The 22,976-nt window shown below is 74.1% G+C and carries 19 protein-coding genes; 7 read left to right on the top strand and 12 right to left on the bottom strand.

Features of this window, described 5'->3' with window-relative positions; all coding sequences use genetic code 11:
* Positions 1 to 22 precede the first annotated feature (22 nt).
* Complete coding sequence (locus tag ACGWYJ_RS07525; protein ID WP_395104934.1) at positions 23 to 709, top strand: RibD family protein; 687 nt, start codon at positions 23 to 25, stop codon at positions 707 to 709.
* Positions 702 to 1,175: a deaminase gene (locus ACGWYJ_RS07520; RefSeq protein WP_395104933.1), complete on the top strand. Its 474-nt coding sequence runs from the start codon at positions 702 to 704 to the stop codon at positions 1,173 to 1,175. The genes ACGWYJ_RS07525 and ACGWYJ_RS07520 overlap by 8 nt, the downstream gene beginning before the upstream one ends.
* Here the strand turns inward: ACGWYJ_RS07520 and ACGWYJ_RS07515 are convergent.
* The 4 genes from ACGWYJ_RS07515 to ACGWYJ_RS07500 all read right to left on the bottom strand — a co-directional run bounded on the left by ACGWYJ_RS07515 (position 1,129) and on the right by ACGWYJ_RS07500 (position 6,847).
* The gene (locus tag ACGWYJ_RS07515) at positions 1,129 to 1,746 is read right to left on the bottom strand and encodes a disulfide bond formation protein DsbA (RefSeq protein ID WP_395104932.1); all 618 of its coding nucleotides are present in this window, start codon (positions 1,744 to 1,746) and stop codon (positions 1,129 to 1,131) included. The genes ACGWYJ_RS07520 and ACGWYJ_RS07515 overlap by 47 nt on opposite strands.
* Before the next feature lie 176 nt (positions 1,747 to 1,922).
* On the bottom strand, positions 1,923 to 2,867 hold the full coding sequence (locus tag ACGWYJ_RS07510; protein WP_395104931.1) for an AMP-binding protein: 945 nt from the start codon (positions 2,865 to 2,867) through the stop codon (positions 1,923 to 1,925).
* A 71-nt stretch (positions 2,868 to 2,938) separates the two neighbouring features.
* Positions 2,939 to 4,216, bottom strand: a complete 1,278-nt coding sequence (locus ACGWYJ_RS07505) for an AMP-binding protein (RefSeq protein WP_395104930.1) — start codon at positions 4,214 to 4,216, stop codon at positions 2,939 to 2,941.
* 150 nt (positions 4,217 to 4,366) lie between these two features.
* Complete coding sequence (locus ACGWYJ_RS07500; RefSeq protein WP_395104929.1) at positions 4,367 to 6,847, bottom strand: tetratricopeptide repeat protein; 2,481 nt, start codon at positions 6,845 to 6,847, stop codon at positions 4,367 to 4,369.
* Between the two features lie 202 nt (positions 6,848 to 7,049).
* Here ACGWYJ_RS07500 and ACGWYJ_RS07495 point away from each other — a divergent pair, with 202 nt between their 5' ends.
* From ACGWYJ_RS07495 to ACGWYJ_RS07475, 5 genes are read left to right on the top strand one after another with little or no spacing between them, the layout of a single operon-like run.
* Complete coding sequence (locus tag ACGWYJ_RS07495; RefSeq protein WP_395104928.1) at positions 7,050 to 8,342, top strand: hypothetical protein; 1,293 nt, start codon at positions 7,050 to 7,052, stop codon at positions 8,340 to 8,342.
* Positions 8,339 to 8,863 (top strand): hypothetical protein, encoded by a 525-nt coding sequence (locus tag ACGWYJ_RS07490; protein WP_395104927.1) that lies wholly within the window; start codon positions 8,339 to 8,341, stop codon positions 8,861 to 8,863. Before ACGWYJ_RS07495 ends, ACGWYJ_RS07490 begins: the two co-directional genes overlap by 4 nt.
* Positions 8,856 to 9,521 carry a hypothetical protein gene (locus ACGWYJ_RS07485; protein WP_395104926.1) on the top strand — a complete coding sequence of 222 codons (666 nt, stop codon included), beginning with the start codon at positions 8,856 to 8,858 and terminating at the stop codon, positions 9,519 to 9,521. Before ACGWYJ_RS07490 ends, ACGWYJ_RS07485 begins: the two co-directional genes overlap by 8 nt.
* Positions 9,518 to 12,601 (top strand): chromosome partitioning protein ParA, encoded by a 3,084-nt coding sequence (locus ACGWYJ_RS07480; protein ID WP_395104925.1) that lies wholly within the window; start codon positions 9,518 to 9,520, stop codon positions 12,599 to 12,601. Before ACGWYJ_RS07485 ends, ACGWYJ_RS07480 begins: the two co-directional genes overlap by 4 nt.
* Positions 12,602 to 12,655: 54 nt before the next feature.
* Complete coding sequence (locus ACGWYJ_RS07475) at positions 12,656 to 14,395, top strand: serine/threonine-protein kinase (protein ID WP_395104924.1); 1,740 nt, start codon at positions 12,656 to 12,658, stop codon at positions 14,393 to 14,395.
* Positions 14,396 to 14,427: 32 nt separating this feature from the next.
* Here ACGWYJ_RS07475 and ACGWYJ_RS07470 read toward each other — a convergent pair whose 3' ends face one another.
* The 8 genes from ACGWYJ_RS07470 to ACGWYJ_RS07435 form a co-directional block, all read right to left on the bottom strand.
* Positions 14,428 to 15,249, bottom strand: coding sequence for an ATP-binding cassette domain-containing protein (locus tag ACGWYJ_RS07470; RefSeq protein WP_395104923.1), 822 nt, complete (start codon positions 15,247 to 15,249; stop codon positions 14,428 to 14,430).
* A complete protein-coding gene (locus tag ACGWYJ_RS07465) occupies positions 15,246 to 16,295 on the bottom strand; it encodes an ABC transporter permease (protein ID WP_395104922.1) in 1,050 nt (349 codons plus the stop codon). Before ACGWYJ_RS07465 ends, ACGWYJ_RS07470 begins: the two co-directional genes overlap by 4 nt.
* The gene (locus tag ACGWYJ_RS07460; RefSeq protein WP_395104921.1) at positions 16,292 to 17,320 is read right to left on the bottom strand and encodes a sugar ABC transporter substrate-binding protein; all 1,029 of its coding nucleotides are present in this window, start codon (positions 17,318 to 17,320) and stop codon (positions 16,292 to 16,294) included. Before ACGWYJ_RS07460 ends, ACGWYJ_RS07465 begins: the two co-directional genes overlap by 4 nt.
* Before the next feature lie 71 nt (positions 17,321 to 17,391).
* The gene (gene iolD, locus ACGWYJ_RS07455; protein WP_395104920.1) at positions 17,392 to 19,260 is read right to left on the bottom strand and encodes a 3D-(3,5/4)-trihydroxycyclohexane-1,2-dione acylhydrolase (decyclizing); all 1,869 of its coding nucleotides are present in this window, start codon (positions 19,258 to 19,260) and stop codon (positions 17,392 to 17,394) included.
* Positions 19,257 to 20,144, bottom strand: a complete 888-nt coding sequence (gene iolB / locus ACGWYJ_RS07450) for a 5-deoxy-glucuronate isomerase (RefSeq protein ID WP_395104919.1) — start codon at positions 20,142 to 20,144, stop codon at positions 19,257 to 19,259. The genes iolD and iolB overlap by 4 nt, the downstream gene beginning before the upstream one ends.
* Positions 20,141 to 21,061: a 5-dehydro-2-deoxygluconokinase gene (gene iolC, locus ACGWYJ_RS07445; protein ID WP_395105012.1), complete on the bottom strand. Its 921-nt coding sequence runs from the start codon at positions 21,059 to 21,061 to the stop codon at positions 20,141 to 20,143. The genes iolB and iolC overlap by 4 nt, the downstream gene beginning before the upstream one ends.
* A 23-nt stretch (positions 21,062 to 21,084) precedes the next feature.
* The gene (locus ACGWYJ_RS07440; protein WP_395104918.1) at positions 21,085 to 21,942 is read right to left on the bottom strand and encodes a TIM barrel protein; all 858 of its coding nucleotides are present in this window, start codon (positions 21,940 to 21,942) and stop codon (positions 21,085 to 21,087) included.
* A complete protein-coding gene (locus ACGWYJ_RS07435; protein WP_395104917.1) occupies positions 21,939 to 22,958 on the bottom strand; it encodes a Gfo/Idh/MocA family oxidoreductase in 1,020 nt (339 codons plus the stop codon). Before ACGWYJ_RS07435 ends, ACGWYJ_RS07440 begins: the two co-directional genes overlap by 4 nt.
* Positions 22,959 to 22,976: the final 18 nt, after the last annotated feature.

Genomic DNA, 22,976 nt, shown 5'->3' with positions numbered 1-22,976 from the left:
CGCCATTTGGAAGACTGTGAGAGTGAGCCAACGTCCTTATGTGCTGCTGAGCTGCGCGATGTCGGTGGACGGGTACATCGACGACGCGAGCCCCGAGCGGTTGCGGTTGTCCAGCGCGGCGGATTTCGATCGGGTGGACGGGGTGCGGGCGACCTGCGACGCGATCCTGGTCGGCGCCGGGACGATCCGGGCGGACGACCCCAAGCTGCTGGTCAAGTCGGCGGCGCGGCGGAAGCGGCGGGTGGAGCGCGGGATGCCTCCCGACCTGGTCAAGGTGACGATCAGCGCGAGCGGCGATCTGGACCCGGACGCGCGGTTCTTCACCACGGGGGATTCGCCCAAGCTCGTGTACGCGCCGCCGGCCGTGGTCCCGGGGCTGGCGGAACGCCTCGGCGAGCGGGCCGAGGTGGTGGACGCCGGTGATCCGCCGGACCTGGCCGCGATGCTGGCCGACCTGGACAAGCGGGGTGTGCGGCGGCTGATGGTCGAGGGCGGCGGGGGGATCCACACCCGGTTCCTCACGGCGGGGCTGGCGGACGAGGTGCAGCTGGTGGTCGCGCCGTTCTTCATCGGTGACCCGTCCGCGCCGCGGTTCGTGGGACCCGGGGTGTTCCCGCAGTCGCCCGAGCGGCCGATGCGGCTGGCCGAGGCGACGCGGATCGGCGACCTGGTGCTGCTGCGCTACCTGCTCGGCGGCGCGCGTGGATGATCTGGACTGGCTGCGGCTGGCCTGCGAGCTGGCCCGGCTCTGCCCGCGGTCGTCCACCGCGTTCTCGGTGGGCGCCGTCATCGTGGGCGCCGACGGCGCCGAGATCGCCCGGGGGTACTCGCGCGAGGCCGATCCGCTGGACCACGCCGAGGAGTCGGCGCTCGCCAAGGCGGACGGGGCGGACCTGGCCGGGGCGACGATCTACAGTTCGCTGGAGCCCTGCGGGGAGCGCAGCTCCCATCCCGTGCCCTGCGCCGACCTCATCGTGGGCGCGGGGATCGGGCGGGTGGTGTTCGCCTGGCGCGAGCCGTCGGTGTTCGTGAACGGGTCCGGCGCCGAACGGCTCGCCGCGCACGGTGTCGAGGTGGTGGAGCTCGGGGAGCTGGCCGACCTGGCGCGCAAGCCCAACGCGCACCTGTTCAGCCGAGGCCGGGACCGGGATCGGCAGGCGCCGGAGGGCCCTTGATCTCGTGGAAGCCGGGGACGCCGGCGACCATGAGCGTGCCGTCCCAGAGGCGCCCGGCCTCCTCGCCGCGCGGGACGCGGGAGACCACGGGGCCGAAGAAGGCGACGCGCCGGCCGTCCTCGCGGGTCACCTCGATGATCGGGGTGCCGACGTGGGTGCCGACCTTGGCGATGCCCTCCTCGTGGGAGGCGCGGACGGCGCCGTCGTACTCGTCGGTGAGCGCGGCGGCGGCCAGGGATGCGGGCAGCCCGGCGTCGGCGAGGGCGTCCTCGACCACGCCCGGCCGCCGGTCGCGGGCCTCCTGGACGCGGGTGCCGTACGCGGTGTAGTAGCGGCCGAGCGCCTCCTGGCCGTGCCGTACGGCGATGGCGGCGCAGATCCGGACGGGCAGCCACAGGTAGCCCTCGGGGTCGCCCTCCGGGTCGTCGTCGCGGTGCTCGTTCAGGACGGCGAGGCTCATCACGTGCCAGCGGATCTCGATCGGGCGGACCCGCGCGGCCTCCAGCAGCCACCGCGAGGTGATCCAGGTGTAGGGGCAGGACGGGTCGAACCAGATGTCGGCGGTCTGCACCAGGCAAGGATGACATCGCGGGCGGCCGTGCGATGCCGTGCCGAACGCCACCAAGCAAGCATTCGCTGGTGAGGGACGCGAGCTGGGCCCGGAGGGGCTGCCGCCCTGCCTGGAGCACAAGTCGATCCCGCGGCCCGCGCAGGCGTGACCCCGGCCCGCCCCGCTCAAAGCAGGGGTCAGACCAGGAACGTGACCGTCCAGCCGAGCCGCGCGCGGCAGGTCCGGACCACGTCGGGATCGGCCGTGCCGGTGACGAGCAGCCGCACCTCGCGTCCGGTCGCGGGCGGCTCCGGTTGGAAGGCCAGCGCCCGCAGCTTCGCGGGCGTGACCACGGCCAGGTTGGCATGGTGGGTCTCGATCGCGGCGAGCAGGGAGAGAGGGGCGCGGTCGGGGACCCCGGCGAACGTCGCGCCCTGCGTGAGGCACAGGTCCATCAGGCCGAACCAGGTGGGCGGCGTGCAGTCCTCGGGGCAGCACGCCACCACGTCGCCGTCCGCGATCCCGGCGGCGGCGCCGAGCCGGTAGAGGTCGGCGAGCCGGTCGGCGTGGGTGAGCGCCTCGGGCGGGTCGCACAGCCGCAGCGCGGCGTCCCGCAGCGGGTCCAGGCCGGCGACCAGGGACGCGGGGTCCGGACCCTCCTGGTCGTCCACGAGGCGGGCGAACGGGGTGGCGCCCGGCAGGTCGCCGAACGCGAAGACCTGGCGGATGTAGGTGCGCTCGGTGGCGGACAGCGCCAGCACCGCCTCCTCGCCCGAGCCGGTCAGCAGGAACCGCGCGCCGCACTCGTTCATGAGCCGCGCCAGCTCGATCGCGGAGGCGTGCGCGGGCAGCGGCGCGGGCACGGCGCCGGCGGCGGTGGCCGCGTGGACGGCCAGCGCCGCGTCGCACGGGTCCGCGAGATGGACGGCGACCACGTCCCTCATGCGCACCCCGTGGCGGGCCATGCCGGCCGCGGCGGCGGGGACGACCACGGCGAAACGCGAGAAGCCGACCTGGCGGCCGGAACCGATCAGTGCGGGACGGTCGGGATGGCGGACCGCGTTGCGGCGCGCCGCGTCCAGCACCGTCGCGGTGACCGTGGCGCTGGGGACGACCGCAGGACCCGAGCTTGCGTCGACCATGCGCCGACGGTAGGCGCGGCGCGCCCGCGACCACATCCGAAGAAGTGTGTAGAAGCGTGTGTAGCCGCGCCTCATCGCATGTCTCGACCGGGAAGCCGGGAACGTCCCTCGCCCAGGCGGCCCAGTATGTACGCACGACCGTGCTCGTCGCGGAAGGCCGCGTCGCCGGTGCGCAGCCATCTCGCGTGGGCGCGCCCCGCGGTGCCGGTGGCGGGGATGCGTACGCACATCTCGCCCGGCTGGTACGAGGGCTGGTCGCGGCCGGTGGCGGCGTCCACGATCCGCCACTCCACGCCCGGCAGGCCCGGGCCGACCGAGTCCAGCGTGCCCTCTTCGGCGGGACGCCGGTTGAGATGGGTGATCCCGGCCGTCTCCGTCAGGCCGTACGCCTGCCGTACCGCGCAGTGAAGACGGACCGCGCAGGCGCGGGCGACCTCGGCGTTCAGCGGGCCGCCCACCGACACCACGGAGCGGAGCGCGTGCAGGCGGTAGCCGGAGACCGCGCGGTCGTAGGCGAAGGTCTCCACCGTCCGGGGCGGGACGAGCACGACCGTGACGCCGTGCTGCTCCATGGCGCGCATCAGCTCGCGGCGGCCCGCCGCGGGGCCGGCCACGACGGTGGCGCCCAGCCGCAGCGCCGGGTTCAGCACGCCGTTGAACCCGAGCGCGCCGCTGAACGGCAGCGCGGACAGCACGATGTCGCGCGGGCCGATCATCCCGGCTGCGGCGACCCTGACCAGCCCCGCGACCAGTTCCGCGTGGCCCAGCGCGACGACGCGGGCGGGCGCAGCCGTGCCGCGCGTGCAGGCCAGCATCGCCGGGTCGGCCTCCAGGTCGGCGACGGCGCCCGCGAGCGGCACCGCGGCCGGCTCGTGCGCCAGCAGCGCGCCGAAGGGCTCGGCGCCGGGTTCCTCGCCGAAGCAGAACAGCCGGTCGACGCCGGTGGGCTCGGCCGCCTCCCGCGCGATGTCCAGCAGCACCGGCCAGGTGATCAGAGCCCGCGCGCCGCCCGCCCGCAGCAGCCGCGTCAGCTCCGCCGCCGACAGCGTCGCGCGCAGCGGCAGCGGCACGGCGCCCGCGGCCATGACGGCGTGCGTCGCCACGGCGAACTCCGGGCTGTCGGGCAGGTGGACGCCCACCACGGTGCCGGGCGCCACGCCCTGTGCCGCCAGCCCGGCCGCGGCGGCGCCCACGTCCTTGACCAGCTCGGCGTAGGTGAGCACGCGCCCGGAGGTCGCGTCCACCACGGCGGGCCTTCCGGGGTCGGCGCCCGCACCGATGACCGCCTCGGTCACCGTGACCGCAGGGAAGACCGCGAGCGGATCCGCACCGCCACTTCTGGTGTCCATGACCCGACGCTAGGTAAAGACCGGGCGCCCGCACATGCTTCGAAGTTGGGATACGTGTTCGTATCCGGTGACGGTCAGGTAGCGGTCGTGGTGAGTACACCATGCGTACACAGCCGCGTGAGCAGGCCGAAGGCCCGGAGGACGGGCGTGCTAGGAGGGCGTGTCGCCGAGGTGGTCGACCGCCCAGGCGGCGACCTGGGCGCGGGAGGCGAAGCCCAGCTTGGTCAGGATGTTGGTGACGTGCCGCGCCACCGTCGCCGGGCTGATCACCAGCTCCTCGGCGATGCCGCGGTTGCTCAGCCCGCGCGCGACGAGCAGCGCGATCTCCCGTTCGCGCGCGGTGAGCGCGCTCGGCGGGGTGACGGGCGCGGCCACGGACGAGCCCGCCCGCGCTCCCGGTTCGGGACGCGGGGCGGGGACGGCGCCGGCGAGCGACCCCGCCTCCACGGGCCCGTCGCCCTCCGGCGCCCGGAGCGCGCGGTCGACGGCCTCGTCCGGCAACGCCGCCCTGCCCTCGCCCCAGAGCTGCGCGACCAGCGGCTCGCCCAGCTTGCGGCGGATGGGCTCCAGCGTCCGCTCGAATCGGGCGCCGGTGCCGGGCCGGCGGCCCGCCGCGTCCCGCAGCGCCGCGGCGGCACCGCCGATGAAGACCGCGCGCCGGTGGTCGCCCTCGCGCGCGACCAGCTCGGCGAAGGTGTCCAGCGCCCGCGCCACGTCCAGGCGGATCCCGGTGGACCTGCTCAGCCGCAGGCTCTCGGTCAGCGCCTCGCGCGCCGCCGCCGGCTCGTCCTGGTCGAGCGCGACCCGGCCCAGCCCGGCCAGCGCCCGCGCGATCTCCGGGCGCGCCCCGATCTCCCGCAGGATCGGCAGCGCCTCGGTGTAGCAGGCGCGGGCCGCGGGGCCGTCGCCGCGCGACTCGGCGAGCCTTCCCAGCCCGATCAGCGCGTGCGAGGCACCCCAGAGCTGGCCGATGTCCCGCATGATCGACAGCCCGGTCTCCAGGGACTCCCTGGCCTCCCGCAGCCTGCCCTGGCGGATCCGCAGGTAGCCGCGCGCGATCGAGGCGTACGCGCGGTTCCACTCCTGGCCCGGTCCGCCCGCGATCGCGTCGGCCTCGTCGAGGCCGGCGCCGGCCTCGTCGTGGCGTCCCGCCCTGGTGTGCGCCTCCGCCAGCGTGATCAGCGCGATCGCCGTCATGAACTCGTCCCCCGCCGCGCGGCACGGCGCCAGCGCCGCCTCGGCGAACTCCCCCGCCTGGACGAAGTCGCGACCGCCCACGGCGATCTGCGCGCGCCCCGCCAGCCCGGGACCCCGGACGTACGGCGGCAGGTCGTCAGCCCGCGCCAGGAACCGGTCGGTCCACTCGGCCCACTCCGCGGCCTGCCCCCGCACGATCCAGTACGTGCGCAGCGCGGTGCAGATGCGCAGGCCCCGCTCGATGTCCCCGCTCTCCAGGGAGAAGGTCAGGGCGCCCAGCACGTTGCCGATCTCGGCGTCGTACCGGCGGAACAGGTCCACCCGCTCCGCCCAGGACGCCGGACGCTCGGCGATGGCGATCTCACCGTGCGGCTCGGCACGTTCCAGCAGCGCGTTCCGGTGCAGCACGCGCATCCGCGTGCTCTCCCCCGCCGCCTCCAGCCGCTCGGTCGCGTACTGCCGGATCGTGTCCAGCATCCGGAACCTGACCTCCCCGGCCACCTCCCCGCCGGTCACGACGAGCGACTTGTCCACCAGCGCCGTGAGCAGGTCGAGGACGTCGTCGGCCGCGAAGGCGTCGCCCGCGCAGACCTGCTCGGCCTGCTCCAGCGTCCAGCCGGAGAACACCGACAGCCGGCGCAGCAGCACCCGTTCCTGCTCGGAGAGCAGCTCGTGGCTCCAGTCGATGGCCGCGCGCAGCGTGCGCTGCCTGGGCGGGGCGGTGCGGTCGCCCGCGTTCAGCAGCCGGAACCGGTCGGCCAAGCGGTGCGCGATCTGCTCCACCGACAGCACCCGCACCCTGGCCGCCGCCAGCTCCAGGGCCAGCGGCACCCCGTCCAGCGCGCGCCCGATCTCCTCGACCGCGCCGCCGCCGTTGAAGCCGGGACGGGCGGCGCGCGCCCGTTCCACGAACAGCCGCGCCGCCTCCTCGGGTTCCAGCGGCGGCACCCGGAACACGGTCTCCCCCGCCATCCGCAGCGGCTCGCGGCTGGTGGCCAGGACCCGAAGGCGCGGGCAGCGCGCCAGCAGCATGCCGGTCAGCGCGGCGCAGTCGGCGACCAGATGCTCGCAGTTGTCCAGGATGAGCAGCAGCGCCCGGCCGCGCAGCGCGTCGGCCAGCGTGTCGGGCACCGGCCGCCCCTCCTCCTCGGCCACCCCCAGCACCGCGGCCACCCGCCGCGCCACCACGTCGGACGGCCCGTCGGCCGGCAGGTCGGCCAGTTCCACGAACCACACGCCCTCGGCGCCGTCCCCGTCGGGGCCCTCGGGCGGGAGCAGCGACCGCGCGACCCGCACGGCCAGGCGCGTCTTCCCGATGCCGCCCGCGCCGACCAGCGTCACCGCCCGCATGGTCTCCAGGAGGGAGCCCAGGTCTCCGACATCCCTCTCGCGTCCTATGAACGGGTCGGGCTCGACGGGCAGGTTGGTCTTCACTGCGTCACGGTTGCTCTTTAGCGTTGTCATGCGCCCACAAGTGTCGTTTTCCGGCCGGTGACCTCCCGTGTGGTCCCTGTGAGTGTGTCACCGGTGCGTGTGGATCGTCACGGGTTTGACTGGTGCGGGCCACCGGCCCCGCCCGGGGGTCTGACACGCCCGATTCCACGTCGGGCGGCTCGGGGCCGTACCGTAGTTCGCCGTGTCCCGAACCCACGACCGCTCTTCGGGCGACGGCCCGGGGACCTGGGGGTCCGCCCCCAGGAAAGACGCAGGCGCCGGTGCCGCCAGCCTCGACGACGTGCTGGTCGGCGAGGCCGTGCTGGGCGTCTACCGGCAGATGTTCGCGGCGCTGGCCCGCGACAGCGGCGCCGTCGTGGACGACCCCGAGCTGGTGGACGTCGCCGAGACGCTGCTGGCCGCGTTCGCCGACGCGGGCGAGGAGGGGCTGAGCCGCGAGCAGATGCGGTACGTGTGCCGCCGCTACCCGGCCGAGGTGTTCGAGAACCGGCTGCGCGTGCTCAAGGGCCTCGGGGCCGTCCGCGAGGTGTTCCCCAAGCCCAACCAGCTGCGGTACCGCGCGTCGTTCACCAGCGTGGTCGGGCTGATGTTCATCCGGCGGATGATGCTGGACGGCGGGCAGAGCGAGATGCACCGGCTGCTGGCGCTGGAGCAGCTGAACGTGGCCGACCCGCGGATGACCGCCGGGCAGGCGCGGGCCGGCGCCGAGGGGCTGGCGCGGGCCTTCCGGCTGTGGAGCGTGGAGCTGCTCACCCTCACCAACGGGACGATCGAGGAGCTTCGGGAGCAGGCGCCCAAGCTGTGGGGCACCGAGGAGATCCTGACCCGCGCGGAACGCTTGCACGGGGCGATCCTGCGGCGCTGGCCGGAGCTCGACCGGGCCTGCACCGACCTGCGCGCCGCGATCTACGCCTACGGGGACGCCTCGCGCCGGGCGGCGGCCCGGCTGTCGGACTCGGCGGGCACCACCCGCAACCTGACCCTGCTGCCGCCGGAGACCTGGCGGACGTTCGCCCGTACGGCCACCCGCGAGGAACTGGCCGCGGTGCTCGACGGGTTCGTGTTCGACGCGGCCGCCCCGTGGCACGAGCCCTCGGCGGTGGTCGCGGCGGTCGAGGACGGCCCGCGCAGCACGCCCCCGCGTCCCGCGCCGCCCCGGCCGTCCCTGCCCGACCAGGGGCTGTCGGACGACATCGGCCAGGACACCACGACGGCCGGACGGCTGCGGGAGGTCGCCGAACAGGTGCTGCGGGGCCGGGACCGTGTCGCCGTGGAGGAGGTCCTGGACCAGGACTGGGTGGCGGCGCGGAGACTGCTCGCCGACCTGTCGTCCGCGCACCTGCATCCCGAGCTGCCCTACCGGCTGGTGTGGTCGGAAGGGCTGGACGCCCGTCCCGGCGAGGCCCCGAGCTGGGTGACACCCGGAACCTTTGAAAGGACGGACGGCGCCATCGAGAGGACGGACGCGGGATGAGCGTCGATCCGGAGATGCTGGCCCGTGCGCGAGCCCGCGTGCTGGGCGTGCCGTCCGTCCCGGTGGCGGAGCCGGTGCCCGCCGGGATGGCCGGCGCCTCGGACGGGGAACGGGTGTGGCTGCTGCCGTCCTGGCCCGACGGGACGACCCCGGCGCTGCTGGAGGAGTACGAGGTCGCGCCGATGCCGCTGGACCGCGCCGGGCAGGCGCGGCGGGTGCTGGCGGCGGCGCTGCGCTGCTGCTGGACCCGGCTGGACGACGTCCCATGGCCCGGGGAGACGGCGACCGTGGCGTCCGTCCTGGAGGTGTACGAGGGGATGTCGCGCGGGGACCCGGAGCTGGCCCGCCGCTGGGCGACCGGGGAACTGCGCCGCCTGGCCGACACCGGCTGGCTGCTGCTGGACGAGCCCGCCGGGACGGTCCGTCCCGGCCCGCGCGTCGCCCTGTGGCGTGAGGAGACCCTGGCCTCCCTGCGCGACCTCCTCCGCCGCCTCCCACGGCCGGAGGCCGCGGGTGAGTGAGGCGTTCGAGCCGCTGCTCCGGTCGTACGACGAGAAGCGGCGCGCGGAGCTGGTCGCGGCGTACATGGCGGTGGAGCACGCGGCGGAGCCGGTCGCGGAGGTGCGGTTCGCGGCGCTGCGCGAACCGGCGCTGCGGCGCACGCTGGAGGAGATGCTGCGGCGGGGCGGCCGGACGCTGGTGCGCGCGGGCCGGTCCGGCGAACCGGCGTGGATTTCCGGTTACCGGGACGACGTGACCGCCGAGCTCGCGTCCGACCCGGAGTGCGTGCCGCCGGTCGCGGACAGGGCCGCGCTGGTGCTGGTGCTGATTCACAGCGTGGCGATCCCGCGCGCGGCGGGGCGGCTGGCCGACGACTCGTGGCTGTCGCCGTACCCGGTGCCGCTGGAGGAGCTGCGGCGCCGCTCGCAGCTCCCGGTCGGCGAGCTGGAGGCGTCGCTGCGCAGGCTGCGGACGGCCGGGCTGGTGACGCAGGTGAGGGCGGACGGGGACGACGCGGGCGGGTTCACGCCGGGGCCGCAGTTCCACCGGCTCACGCCCGCGGCGCGCCGCAGGTTGCAGGAGGAGCTGATCCTGGCCGCGGGGCCGGGCTCGCCGCTGGCCGCGGCGATCCGCGCCCGCCGCAAAGGCCGGGCGAACGATCGGGGGGAGAGCTCGTGACGGCCGTGCTGGAGCCGGAACCGCTGGTGCCCGACGCCGCGACCGCGCGGACGGGCCCCGGGGAGAACGTCGTCGGCGACCGGACGCTGATCGCGGTGCAGGCGGTGAACATCTCGCGGCTGTCGACCCATCCGGTGCCGACCGTCCCCGGAACGCTGATCGTCGTGGCCGGGCAGGGACCCAAGGACTCCAACGGCGCGGGCAAGTCGTCGTTCATCGCGGCGATCACGGCACTGCTGGGGGACGAGCAGTGGCGGTTCGCGTCCGGGGCGCGGGCGGTCGCGGAGCTGCTGTTCAACGCCGAGCTGGCGGCGCAGGGCGACAGCCGGTGGGCCAGCGCCGAGCACGGCTACATCGTCGGGGTCTTCGACCACGCGGACGGGACCGGCGGCGACCCGCTGACGGTGTGGCTGCGCGTGAACGCGGACGCGCCGCACCTGGAGGTCCGGTGGCGCGCGGGCGTCCACCTGGCGGCGGCGCCGTCGGAGGCGGAACGGGTGGCGCTGGCCGACCGGCTGTGGGCGGGACTGCCGCGCAGCGCGGGCCGCCGCGACGTGGTCGCCAAGGACCTCGGCCGCGTCCTGTACGGGGGCCAGGTGCGGTGCGTGTCGTTCCTGTCCACGTCGGTGCGGTCCAAGGTGGCCACCAACCTGCTGTCGCAGCCGCTGAACGAGATCAGCCCGGAGCGGATCTTCTCGGCGATCGCCGCGCTGACCGGGCTCGACCGGGAGCTGGAGGCCGAGCGGACGTCCCGCGCCGAGGAGCACAGGGAGCGGGCGCGGGCCGCGGAGGCCGCCGAGAGGCTGTCGGGATGGGAGCGCGAGGCCGAGTCGCTGCTGGCGGCGTTCGACCGGCGCGACCGCGCCCGGGACGAGGTCGCGGCGGCCACGCGGTGCTGGCGTACCCGGCAGGCCCGGCTGCTGGTGGACGCCGCCGCGGCCGACGCCGCGCACGCCGCCGAGCTGGACCGGCTCCGGCGGGAGAACGAGGAGATCGTCGCGGCCGTCCGGGCCGCCGAGCGGGAGATCGACCAGCTGACCGGCGGCGCGCTGGAGGAGCGGCTCGCGGAGGCGGACGCGGCGCTGGCCGGCCTCAAGGGCCAGGCCGACACGCTCGGCGCGGACAAGGCCGTGGCGCGCAACCGGCTGGAGGAGCTGCGCCGCCGGGTCTCGGCCCTGGAGGACAGGCTGCGCGAGGCGGACGGCCGGGACGCCGCCACCGCGGCCCGCGAGCTCGCCGAGGCCGAGGCCCGCAGGGACGAGGCGCAGCAGCGGTTCGGCATGGCCAAGGGCGCGGTCGACCGGGCCCGGCGGGCGCTGGCGGAGGCGGAGGCGGGCGAGAGCAGCGCGCCGGAGCAGATCCGCGCCCTGGCGGGCGCGGGCATCGCCGCGGTCGGCCTGCTGGACGCCGTGGAACTGGCCGGCGAGGTGCGGGACCGCTGGGAGGCGGCGCTGTGGCCGTACCGGGCCGCCGTGGTCGTCGGCCCGGACGACCTCGGCTCCGCGGCCGAGGCGCTGCGCGCGCTGCCCGGCTCGATGATCGTCCCGGCCGACGCGGGGCTGGACGTCCGGCGGGCCGCGGAGACGCCCGGCCTTCCGGACGGCGTCCGCTGCGTCCTCCCCCTGAGCCGTTTCTTCTCCGCCCTCGAAGGCGGCACCGGCACGGGCGTCGTCGTCATCGGGGGCTTCCCCGAGCCGGTCACCGGACGGGTCGCCCGCGTCCAGGCCGCGCGCGCCGCGCTGGAGGCCGCGCAGCACTCCCTGGCCGAGGCGGAGGAGCGTGCGGAGGGCGCCGCCGCGGACGTGGCCCTGGCCGCCCGCCGCCTCGACGCGGCCCGCGCGGCGGACGAGCTGGCATCCGTCCGGGAACGGATGGCCGAGCTGCGCGAAAGGCTGGAGGAGCTTGCGGGCAGCGAGGCCCGCCTGGGACCGCGGCTGGGCGCGGCGGAGCAGACGCTACGGCGGCTCCAGGCCAAGGCCGACACCCGGGCCCTGGAGATCGACCGGCTGCGCGCCCGGCGCGAGGCGCACGAGCGCGACCGTGACCGCGTCCGGGCGGCGTCCGCCGACCTGGCCGACAAGCGCGCCGCGCTCGGGCTCGACGACCTGGAGAAGCGGTGGGGCGGGTCGCGCGAGAGCGCCGCCGAATGGCTGGCCTCCCTCGACGCCGACGAGAGCACCTGGACACCGGACGAGTGGTGGCACAGCGCGGAGAAGCACCTCTCCGAGGCCCTACGCCGTGTCTTCCCCGACGGCCCCTCGGACGAGGACATGCCCGAGGAGATCCGCTTCCTGCTGCGCGAGCGGGCCGACGGCGAGGGACGCCGTACCGAACGGGAGCAGTCCACCTTCCCGCGCCTGGTGACGGCGCTGGAGGGGTACCTGCGGCAGCAGGAGGACTACGAGCGCCACCAGCGGCGCCAGATCGAGGTGCAGCTCGCGGCCCGCCGCGCCGACCTGGAGAAGGCCCAGAAGGGCGCCGAGGAGGCGGCGGGCGCGGCCGAGGCGCATCGCACCGCGCTGACCGCGGCGATCCGGGCCCGGCTCCAGCGCGTCGCCGAGGAGTTCGAGAAGCTCGACGTCACCTACGGCGGGTACGGGGCGACGCTGGAGTTCCCCACCCCCGAACCGCCCGGCGACCCCGAGCAGGAGTGGCGCTGGAAGGTCACCCCGAAATGGCGCCGTTCCGAGGGCCAGCGATACGTCCCGTACAACCGGCGGGCCAACACCGCGTTGATGGACGAGAAGGCGGTGAAGCTGGTGTGCGCCGCCGCGCTGGCCAGCTCCGGCGGCGGACGGCTGGTCCTCGTCCTGGACGAGCTGGGCCGCAACCTGGGCAAGGAGCACCGCAAGGAGGCCGTCGCCCTCTTCCGCAAGATCGGTGAGACGCACGGCATCACGGTGATCGGCGCGCTGCAGGACGACATGGAGCCGTACGCGATCGACGCGTGCGGCCAGTACGTGAAGCTGCGCCGGTCGTCCGACGCCATGCCCTACAACGAGCCCCCGGTCGTGGTCGGCCACGACGAGCACGAGCCCCGGGTCCGCCTCCTGGCCGCCCAGCTCACCGCCGGTGAGTGAACCTGGTCGCCGTGTCGCGCGTCACATGACCGTTTCGTCGCGGGGAGGAACGGCATGAGCGAGTGGACGGTCTCCGGTTTCACCGAGGTACGGGAGCTCGGGCGGGGCGCCCAGGGCAGGGTGGTGCTGGCCCGGCACGAGACGGCGGGCACCCCGGTGGCCATCAAGTACCTGCCCGCCGGGGCCGCCGAGGCCGACCAGGCCAGGTTCCGGCACGAGGCCCAGATGATGGGCCAGGTCCAGCATCCCAACGTCGCGCGTCTCTACCAGCTCGTCGAGGGCCCGCACGGCGCCGCCATCATCATGGAGGCGGTCAACGGCGTGCCCTTGAAGACGATCCTGGCCGAGCACGGCGCGCTCGGTCCCGAGGCGTCGCTGCTCGTCCTCAAGGGGTCGCTGCTGGGGCTGGCGGCGGCCCACCACGTGGGGGTCGTCCACCGCGACTACAAGCCCGCGAACGTCATCGTCCAGGGCGACGGCCTGAGCAAGCTCATCGACTTCGGGGTGGCGGTCTGGGCGGGTGAGGGCAGCCGCGCGGGCACCCCGTACTACATGGCCCCCGAGCAGTGGCGCGGTGAACCCGCCACTCCGGCCACCGACGTCTACGCCGCCACGTGCGTCTTCTACGAATGCGTCACCGGGCGCCGGCCGTTCAACGCGCCCGACCGCATGGCGCTCGCGGGCCGGCATCTGACGGGCCCCGTTCCCATCGGGGAGGTTCCCGAGCCGCTGCGCCCGCTGATCGCCCAGGGCCTCGCCAAGGACCCGTCGCAGCGACCGCCGGGGGCCGTTCCCTTCGTCACCGAGCTGGAGGCGATCGCCGTCCAGAACTACGGCCCGGACTGGGAGCGCCGTGCGGTCCGGGCCCTGGCCGCCGCGGCGGCGGCGCTCGCGGGGCTGTTCCCCCTGGCGGCCGGGCCGGCCCCCGCGACCGGCGGCGCGGCGACGGGCGGCGCGGCGACGCCCGCCACCGCCGCCGCTCAGCACGCCGGTGGATCGGCGTCCGCCACCCACCAGCCGTCCCAGGCCACGACCCACGCGTCTCAGGGTTTCGGCACCGAGGGACCCGTCGACAAGGGACCCGTCAAGGCCGTCGCGACCGTCGTGGCGGCGGCGATGGTGACGGCGGTGGTCATCGTGGCCGTGGTCCTCACCACCCGCGACTCCGAGGACGAGGACCCGGCCGGTCCGGTCGGCGCACCCGCGTCGCGCTCCTCGCCCCGTCCCACCCTCAGCGGGGTGCCGTTGCGCGTGGGCAACCTGCTCCTCACCGCCCCGCCCACTTGGAAGGTCCGCGCCATCAAGGACGTCGCCGACCCGGTGAACGACCCGCGGCTCGTCGACAGCGGCCACCGCGTCGACATCCCCGGCCGCTGCACCGGGCCCAAGGAGAGGGGCGCCTTCGCCGACCGCGACTACACCAACAACTGTCTTGGTTTCGCCGTGCTTGGCCCGCGATGGATCGACCAGCGGGACGACAGGACGCGCTACGACCCCAACGAGCCGTTCCACCCGGCCACCGACATCGGCGCCTTTTGCCCGAAGGACCCCGAGAAGTACCCCATCGCCAAGGGCGTGTCCGTCCAGAAGCAGGCGCGGGTCACGGTCGCCGGACGGCAGGCGCAGTACAAGGAGTGGCGCATGGAGTGCTACGGCTTGGACGGGATGAAGAAGACGGGCGTCTTCTTCACCCAGCGCCTCTGGTACCTCCAGGCGGAGAAGCTCCTGATCGTGGACGAGTTCGACACCCCGAACCTCGCCGCGATCCTCGACCAGGCCAAGTGGGTGAGCTAGCGGGTGAGCTAGCGGGTCCGCGCCGTCCGGCCTCAGTCCGAGGTGATGCCGAGGCGTTTGGCGTCCTGGGCCAGTTCGGAGGCGGCGGAGGAGGTCACCGACTCCAGTTCCTCGGCCAGGAGTTCCAGTTCCTCCCCTCCGGCCATGAGGGCGGTGAGCTCTTGCTGGGTGATGTCCTGCTTGGTGCGGTAGGCGATGCTGCGGCCCCGTTTGAGGACGAGGAAACGGTCCCCCACCGGGTAGGCGTGGTGCGGGTTGTGGGTGATGAAGATGACGCCGAGGCCGCGTTCGCGGGCCTGCACGATGTAGCGCAGGACGACGCCCGCCTGCTTCACGCCCAGGGCCGCCGTGGGCTCGTCCAGGACGAGCACCTTGGCGCCGAAGTGGACGGCGCGGGCGATGGCCACGCACTGGCGCTCGCCGCCGGAGAGGGTGCCGATGGGCTGGTCCACGTCGCGCAGGTCGATGCCCATCTGCAGGAGCTGGGCCTTGGTGGTGCGGCGCATGTAGTCGACGTCCAGGCGGCCGAAGCCCTTGCGCTTCTCGGAGCCGAGGAAGAAGTTGCGCCAGACGGGCATCAGCGGGACGACGGCCAGGTCCTGGTAGACGGTGGCGATACCGAGGTCGAGGGCCTGCCGCGGGGAGTCGAACACGACGGGTCTGCCCTCGACCTCGTAGGTGCCCGAGTCATGACGGTGCAGCCCCGCCACGATCTTGATGAGGGTGGACTTGCCGGCGCCGTTGTCGCCCAGGACGCAGGCGACCTCACCGGCGGCCACGTCCAGCGAGACATCGCGCAGGGCGATGATGTTGCCGTAGTTCTTGCCGACCGAGTCGAGCCGGATCAACGTCATCGGTTCGCCTCCACCCTCCGGCGCACGATGAGGTTGACGACGGTGGCGATGAGCAGCATGGCGCCGAGGAAGAACCTGAACCAGTCGGGGTTCCACTCGGCGTACACGATGCCCTTGTTGGTCATCCCGAAGATGAACGCGCCGATGGCGGCGCCGATCGCCGACCCGTAGCCGCCGGTCAGCAGGCAGCCGCCGATCACCGCGCAGATGATGTAGAAGAACTCGTTGCCGACGCCCTCGCCGGACTGGACGGTGGCGAACGCGAACAGCAGGTGCATGCCCGACACCCACGCGCAGAACGCCACGCCCATGAACAGGCCGATCTTGGTCTTGGCGACCGGGACGCCGACCGCCCGCGCGCTGGCCGCCGCGCCGCCCGAGGCGAAGATCCAGTTGCCGGTGCGGGTGCGCAGCAGCAGCCAGGTGGCGGCGGTGACCAGCCCCAGCCACCAGAACACCGTGATGTTGACGTTGACACCCGCGATGCCGATGTCGGAGGCGAACACGGCGCGGGCCGAGGAGAAGCCGTCCATGTCACGGATCGAGTCGGACGCGACGTTGCCCGTGACGGCCTTGGTGACGCCCAGGTTGGCGCCCGCGAGCATCAGGAACGTGGCAAGGGTGATGATGAAGCTGGGCAGGCCCGTCCTGATGTAGAGGACGCCGTTGAGCAGGCCCAGCGCGAGGGTGACGACCAGCGAGATCGCCACCCCCGCCCAGACGTTCAGCGTGAGCTGGTAGCTGGTCAGCGCGGCGACCAGCGCGGAGGTGGTCACCATCACCCCGGCGGACAGGTCGAACTCGCCGCCGATCATCAGCAGCGAGACCCCCACCGCCATGATCCCGAACGTGGAACTGGCATAAAGCACGGTCGAGAACGAGCTCGCCCGCAGGAACGCGTCCGCGACGACGGAGAAGAACGCGAACACCGCGACGGCGCCCAGCAGCGCTCCCAGCTCCGGCCTGGCGAGCAGGCGGCGCAGCGGGGAGCGCCGCGTCAGGCGCTCGTCGAGCGTGACGGGCGGCCGGGCGACGGCCTGGCTCATCGGGTGCCCCGGTCGGCGAACGGCTCGATGGCGCCCGCGTTGTCCTTGGTGACGATCGCGGGCCCGGTCAGGACGGGACGGCCGCCGCCGATCACGTTGCCGTTGGTCTTCAGCAGCCACAGCTCGTCGACCGCCGCGTACCCCTGGAGGTAGGGCTGCTGGTCCACGGCGAACTGGATGCTGCCGGCCTTGAGCAGGGCGATCAGGTCCTTGTTCATGTCGAAGGTGGCGACCTTGGCCTGGCCGCCGGTCTCCTTCACCGCGTCGACCGCGGTGGCCGCGAACGGCGCGCCCAGCGTGAGGATCCCGTCGACGTCCTCGTCGGCCTGGAGCTTCGCGGTGATCGCGGATTTGACCTGCGGCATGTTGGTGCCGGGGACGAACAGGTTCTCCATCTGCCCGCCGAAGGTCTTCTTGGCGCCGGCGCAGCGGTCCTCCAGGCCCACGTTGCCCTGCTCGTGGATCACGCACAGCGCCCGCTTGGAGCCGATGGCGGCCAGCTCGCGGCCGGCGGCCTCACCGGCGATCGTCTCGTCCTGCCCGAAGTGGGCGATCGCGCCGTAGTCGGCGGACACGTCCGCGCCCGAGTTGATGGACACCACCGGGATCTTGGCCGCGGTGGCGCGGGCGACGACGTCCTTCAGCGCGTCCGGCTTGGCGAAGGTGACGATGATCCCGTCCACCTTCTTGTCGATGGCGGCCTGCACGAGCTGGGCCTGCTTGCCGCCGTCCGGGTCGGCCGAGTAGAGGAACTCCACGTTGCTCTTGGCGGCGGCGGCCCGCGCGCCCTTCTGGACGATGTCCCAGAACGTGTCGCCGGGCCCGGAGTGGGTGACCATCGCGACGGTCATCCGCTCGGTGCCGGCGCCGCCCGCGACCGGGTTCTCCTCGGCCTTCCTGCCGCCCGAGCCGCTGCACGCGCTCAGCGGCAGGCTCAGCGCCAGGGCCGCGGCCCCCGCCAGGACGGTGAGGCCCCGGCGCCGGGCGTTCTTCCGTGTGCGGGTCATCGGAGGGGTGCGGGTCATCGGGGGGCTCCGTTCTCTCCGCAGGGGGTGGCTGGATGAACGAGTATGTACCAGAGAGCGTGGCTTGTTGATCAAAGGTGGTGGCGCCTGGAGGTCCGCGCCTTCTCGTAGGCCGCGCGCGCCTCCCGCGTCGGCTCCAGGGCGGAGACCTCCGCCACCGGGACGTCCCACCACACCTCGTCGCCGGGCGCGGGCACCAGCGGGTCGGTCTCGATGTGGACGAGCGTCGTGGCGGACGCGTCGCGCGCCCGTGCCAGCGCGCCGCGCAGGTCGTCGATCGTCTCGGCCCGGATCGTCTCGGCGCCGAGGCTGGCGGCGTTGGCGGCGAGGTCGACGGGGAGGAGCGGCCCGTCCAGGCCGGTGGCGGTGCGGGAGCGGTAGCGGGTGCCGAAGCGCCGCGCGCCCACCGACTCCGACAGCCCGCCGATCGACGCGAAGCCGTGGTTCTGGACGAGGACGACGACGAGCTTGACGCCCTCGGCGACCGCGGTGACCAGCTCCTGCGCCATCATCAGGTACGAGCCGTCCCCGACCAGCACGAACACCTCGCGGGACGGGTCATCGGAGTCCAGGACGGCCAGTTTCACGCCGAGGCCGCCCGCGATCTCGTAGCCCATGCAGGAGTAGCCGTACTCCACGTGGTAGCCCTTGGGGTCGGACGACCGCCACAGCCGGTGCAGCTCCCCGGGCATCGACCCGGCGGCGCACACCACGATGTCGCGGAGCCCGGCGGCCTGGTTGACGGCCCCGATGACCTCCGCCTGGGTCGGCAGCGGGCCGCGCCCGTCACCGGCGTAGGCGCGGTCGACGGTCCGGTTCCAGCGGGCGGCCAGCTCGCGGGCCTCCGCGCGGTACGCGTCCGCGACCGAGTGCGCGCCGAGGGCGGCGTGCAGCGCCCGCAGCCCCTCCTTGGCGTCGGCGACCAGCGGCACGCCCGCGTGCTTGGCCGCGTCGAACCGCGCCACGTTGAGGTTGACGAACCGTACGCCGGGGTCGGCGAACAGGCTGCGCGAAGCGGTGGTGAAGTCGCTGTAGCGCGTGCCGACGCCGAGCACGACGTCCGCCCGCCGGGCGAGGGCGTTGGCGGCGGGGGTGCCGGTGACGCCGATCGCGCCGACCGAGGACGGGTGGTCCCACGGCAGCGAGCCCTTGCCCGCCTGGGTCTCGGCGACGGGGATGCCCGTCGACTCGGCCAGCGCGCGCAGTTCCAGGGTGGCGTCGGCGTAGATGGTCCCGCCGCCCGCGACGATCAGCGGGCGTTCCGCGGCGGCCAGCAGCGCCGCGGCCTCGTCGAGCGCGGCGGGCTCGGGCACCGGGCGGGTGATCCGCCACACCCGCTCGCGGAACAGCTCCTCGGGCCAGTCGTACGCCTCGGCCTGCACGTCCTGCGGCAGCGCCAGCGTCACCGCGCCCGTTTCCGCCGGGTCGGTGAGGACGCGCATCGCGCCGAGCAGCGCCGATTCGAGCTGTTCGGGACGGTTGACGCGGTCCCAGAACTTGGAGACCGGCTTCAGGCAGTCGTTGACCGACACGTCGTAGGAACGCGCGTCCTCCAGTTCCTGGAGCACCGGGTTGGCGGGGCGGGTGGCGAACGTGTCGCCGGGCAGCAGCAGCACCGGCAGCCGGTTGATGGTGGCCAGCGCCGCGCCCGTCACCATGTTGGTCGCGCCGGGGCCGATCGAGGACGTGCAGGCGAACGTGGCGAGCCGGTCGCTCATCCGCGCGTGACCGGCCGCCGTGTGCACCATCGCCTGCTCGTTGCGGGACATGTAGAAGGGCAGGTCGTCGCCGTACTCCAGTAGCGCCTGCCCGAGCCCCGCCACGTTGCCGTGCCCGAAGATGCCGAAGCATCCGCGGAAGAAGCGGCGGCGGTTCCCGTCGCGTTCGGAGTACTGGGCGGCCAGGAAACGCACGATCGCCTGCCCGACGGTCAGCCTCATCGCGTCTCCTCCTCCGTCGTCGTGAGCGGCAACCGCTCATCCATGTCCTGCCCAGGCCAGGTGTCACGGACCCAGGCATGGGCCGGGTCGTCGCAGATCTTCCAGGCGCGTTCGGGAGACGGCCCCGCCATCACGTTCAGGTAGTAGAGGTGGTGGCCCGGCGCGGCGATCGAGGGGCCGTGCCAGCCGTGCGGCACGAGCACCACGTCCCCGTCCCGTACCTGCGCCAGCACCTTGATGGGACGCTCGGGCGTGCCGTACACGTGCTGGTAGCCCATCCCGGGACGGCCCCCGGGGCCGGGCGCGACCTCGAAGTAATAGATCTCCTCCAGGACGGCCTCGGTCGCGGTCCGCTCGTCGTGCTTGTGCGGCGGGTACGACGACCAGCACCCGCCGGGCGTCAGCACCTCGCAGGCGATCAGCTTCTCGGCGTGAGGGAACCCTGCGGGCGTGCCGAAGTTGTTGACCTGGCGGCTCGCCGGTCCCGCGCCGCGCAGCTCGACCGGCACGTCCTCGGCCGGGACGTAGCGCGGGACCAGCCGCCGTCCGCACCGCGCGCCCGCGAGCGCGAACCGGCCCGGCCCCGAGACGGTCACGCGGGCGTCGCGCGGCACGTAGGCGAAATCGGTGACCCGGGTGAAGACGCTCCGCCGCCCGGCCAGCTCGAACCGTTCACCGTCGCAGGTCACCGCGCACGCCCCGGCGAGCGGCAGCACGATCGTCTCGAACTCGCCGGTCTCGAAGGTGACCGGCTCGTCACCCAGGTCCAGGACGCGCAGCGAGGCGTAGGTCCAGCCCGCGGTCTCGGGGGTGACGACCAGGCTGAACGGCGCCTCGGCGGTGCTGCCGGCGGGCAGGTGGTGCCGCACGCCGCCGCCGATCATGATCCCTCCCCTGGCATCGCCTTCTCCACCTCGGCCGTGTCCGGCATGGCGTCGGCGCAGGCCAGCCGGGACGCGACCAGGGCGCCCGCGGTGTTGGCGAACGCGATCGTCCGGGTCAGCGGCCAGCCCGCCAGCAGCCCGTGGCAGACCGCGCCGCCGAACGCGTCCCCGGCGCCGAGCCCGTTGACGACCTCCACCTCGACCGGCGGGCCGTCCACGACCTCGGTTCCGGACACGGCGAGCACCCCGTCCGGGCCGCGCTTGACGATCGCCAGGTCCAGGCCGAGGCCGAGGAGGGCGCGGGCGGCGGCGCGCGGCGCGCGTTCGCCGACCGCCATCGCGCACTCGTCCAGGTTGCCGACGGCGACGGTGGCGTGCTCCAGGGCGCGGCGGGTCCACCGCGTCGCCTCGTCACGCGACTCCCACAGCGCCGGCCGGTAATCGAGGTCGAGCACGGTGATCCCGTCGCGGCGGGCGGCGAGGGCGGCCAGCGTCGCCTCCCGGCTGGGCTCCTGCGACAGCCCGGTGACGGTGGCCCACAGGATGCGGGCCGAGCCGATCGCGTCCAGGTCCAGCTCGGCGGCGCGGATCTCCAGGTCGGGCGCCTTCGGGTAGCGGTAGAAGTAGAGCGGGAAGTCGTCCGGCGGGAAGATCTCGCAGAACACGACCGGTGTGGGAAGCGCGGGCACGGCGGTGACGTAGCGGTCGTCCACGCCGAACTGCTTGAGCGCCTTATGGATGAACCGGCCGAACGGATCGTCCCCCGTGCGGGTGATGACCGCCGTACGGCGACCGTGCCTCGCCGCCGCCACCGCCACGTTGGTGGGGCTGCCGCCCAGGTACTTGCCGAACGTCTCCACGTCCTCCAGCGGCACTCCCACGTCATGCGGGTACACGTCCACGCTCACCCGCCCCATGGTGACGAGGTCGTAAGGCGCCATCATGCGGCCTTGGAGGAGAGGTAGGACAGGCAGGCGCGCACGTCTTCGCAGGGCCCGGAGGCTGGGGCGGGCTCGGTGGTGAGGATGGTGTCCTGTTCCATGACGTACCAGCCTTCGTAGCCGGAGTCCTCCAGGGACCGGATGACCTCGGCGATGTCGATGTCGCCTTGGCCAAGGGGCCGGTACAGGCCGTCGCGGACGGCCTGGGTGTAGGTGGTCCGCCCTTCGCGTACGGAATCGGCCAGCGACACGTCCACGTCCTTGAGGTGGACGTGCGCGATGCGCGGCGCGGCGAAGCGCGACAGCCACACCGGGTCGGTGCCGCCGACGAGGAGGTGGCCGGTGTCGAGGCAGAGCGGGACGCTGCACTCCCCCAGCACGCGCTCGACCTCGGCACGGCGCTCCACCACCGTGCCGACGTGCGGGTGCAGCGTGACGGTACGGCCGCGCTCGGTGGCGCGCACGGTGATGGCGTCGAGGTTGGACAGCAGCGTCCGCCACGCCTTGGTGTCGAGGTCGGGCCGCCCGTCATAGCCGTCGATCCCGGTGGCGGCGGCCAGGACCAGCACGGTACCGGGGCCGAGGTCGTCCATGGCGCGCTCGGTCCCGGGCAGCGGGTCGCGGTCGGGGTCGTGCAGGACGACCGGGACGAACGCGCCCGCCAGCTCCAGGTCGTACTCGTCCAGGAGCGCGCCGCGCTCGCCCGGGTCGGACGGAAGGAACCCCTCGGGGCCGAGCTCGGTGGCGCTGAGGCCGAGGTCGCGCATCTCGGCCAGGACGCGGCGCGGGGAGAGCTGATGGCCCCAGCCGGGGACCTCGCACACTCCCCAGGAGATCGGGGCGCCCGCCAGCCTCATGACCGCACCTCCTCCGGCTGGACCATCCGGCCTTCCCTTCTGGACAGCTCGCATGCCTCGGCCAGGTAGAACGCCTCCAGGGCCTCGTCGGGCGGGCACGGGTTGGCGCGGCGCCCGGCGATCACGTCGATGAAGGCGCGCAGCTCGGCGTCGTAGGCGGCGGAGAACCGCTCCATGAAGCTCAGGTACGCGGGCCGGGCGTCCGCCGGCTCGTCGGCGGGGACGGGGGTGACCGGTGTGCGGTCGTCCATCCCGGCGACCAGGCTGTCCTTGGAGCCGAACAGCTCCAGCCGCACGTCGTATCCGGCGGCGTTGTACCGGGTCGCGCCGATCATGCCGAGGGTGCCGTCGTCCAGCCCGAGCAGGGCGGCCCCGGTGTCGACGTCGCCGTACCGGCGGAAGACCTCGTCGCCGCGGTTGGACCCGGCGGCGATCACCCAGGCCACGTCGCGCCCGGTGACATGGCGGATGGAGTCCAGGTCGTGGATGACGCAGTCGCGGAACAGGCCGCCGGAGGTGGGGACGTAGCCGGCGGGCGGCGGCGCCGGGTCGAAGCTGCACGACCGGACGGTGTGCAGCCAGCCGAGCCGGCCGGCGGAGACGGCCTCGCGGGCCGCGACGTACCCGGCGTCGAAGCGGCGCTGGAAGCCGACCTGCACCGGGACACCGGTGCGCCGGGCCGCCGCCGCGATATGGAACGTTCCATCAACGTCCGCGGCGAGCGGTTTCTCGCAGAACACGCCGATCCGGGCGGCCACCGCCCTCTCCACCAGGGCGGCGTGCGCGTCGGTCGCGGCGGCCACCACCAGCCCGTCGAGCCCGGCGCCGAACAGCCCGGACACCGACTCCTCGGCGCGGACCCGATCCCGCGGGCGGGCGTCCAGCCGGACGGCCAGGTCCCGCGCTCTCGACGGGTCGGCGTCCGCGATCACCAGCGACTCGACCTCGGGCATCGTGCACAGTGCGGCGGCGTGGCGCGCACCGATGCGCCCCGCCCCGGCCAGCCCGATCCTCATGATCCCTCCCGGTCGGCT

Source organism: Actinomadura sp. SCN-SB (genome assembly GCF_043906805.1).
Classification (GTDB): Bacteria; Actinomycetota; Actinomycetes; order Streptosporangiales; family Streptosporangiaceae; genus Spirillospora.
Note: the sequence above shows the minus strand (reverse complement) of the source record. Positions and strands in the feature narration are given on the sequence as shown.